The 1,156-nt window shown below is 61.7% G+C and carries 1 protein-coding gene; it reads right to left on the bottom strand.

The window, feature by feature from the left end:
• Window positions 1-88: 88 nt before the first annotated feature.
• On the bottom strand, window positions 89-934 hold the full coding sequence (locus Q0938_RS19100; RefSeq protein WP_299365697.1) for a hypothetical protein: 846 nt from the start codon (window positions 932-934) through the stop codon (window positions 89-91).
• Window positions 935-1,156: the final 222 nt, after the last annotated feature.

The following is a 1,156-nucleotide window of genomic DNA, read 5'->3' as shown; positions in this document are numbered from 1 at the left end:
GATCAGGGCGCCTTCGACGCCGCGAACAACCACTTCGTGGCCCCGGTCGACGGCACCTACCTCTTCGGCGCGACGCTCCTCTACAAGATCAACGCCAGCGCCACCGCGCGCATGCGCGGGCGGCTGTCTTGGAACCGGTCAGTATGGTTTCAGTGGGAATAAGGTCCGCGTTCTCCCAACGGGACCAGTTTTCATCAAGGCGGCGTTTGGCCTCTACCAGAGCCGCCTCGTCTTTGGCGGTCGGTGGCCGGAAAAACTTTACCTTCCCGGTCTTGATCTCTCCAGCCCGTTCTCCGGTCGCGTAACGCTGCGGTCGGCCCCGAGCGTCCATTTTGGGCTCCATGCGGACCGCGTGAACCGCATAGACGCGATCCCACCAGGTTCCGTGGCGACTTTCGCCTCGCGCCTGCGCCTTGATCTCATCTCCGGAGATCGCTTGGCGACAATGGGCGCACTGCCCGACCCCTCTAGACACGGTTGCGTCTTCGGGGTTCTCACCGTTCGGGCCGCGTCCTCCCGGCGCTTCATAAACCTCGAAGGTGACGGTCTTATCGGTCTGGGGAACGACTTTTACGCCCCACATGTCGCCCCCCGCTTTCGACAGCCAAAAGCTGTTCAGGAGGGGGGCTTCTCCGCCGCATGACGGGCATTTGACCATCCGGCAGTAGAGAATCCCGTTCTGGTCATGCTCCGTCTGACCATAGAGCCGCATCAGTTCGGGTTCTCCACGCACCACCCGTTCAAGCTTCTGGCGCTCTGTCTCCGGCAACGGAGAGCATGGGGTGACGTCGAGCATTTCTTCTTCGACCTGGGAAACGATCTGGTCACCCCACCGCTTTATGTCATCAAGTAGGTCCAGCCCGAACCGAGCCGGAAAGTCCAAAGTGGCGTGCAAGATCGTGGTCGCAACCGGGTTGAGCTCGTTCGCGATCACGTTGTGGCCAAGGCGCAAAGCCTCAAAGGGAATGCTGCCGCCGCCCGCCGTCGCGTCGAGGACCGTGAGACCGGTCGGCCGATAGTCCGGCGAGTTCGCATAGGCGCGATCGTAACCATAGAGATCTTCTGGATCCCACCTGATCGGTAACCGTCCGGCGTGACCGCTATCCGTTCCAGCGCCACGGCATCAGGTCATCGACCTTGGTGATCTTGTAGTCGG

The organism is uncultured Paracoccus sp., assembly GCF_947496875.1.
In the GTDB taxonomy this organism is placed as follows: domain Bacteria; phylum Pseudomonadota; class Alphaproteobacteria; order Rhodobacterales; family Rhodobacteraceae; genus Paracoccus.
Note: the sequence above shows the minus strand (reverse complement) of the source record. Positions and strands in the feature narration are given on the sequence as shown.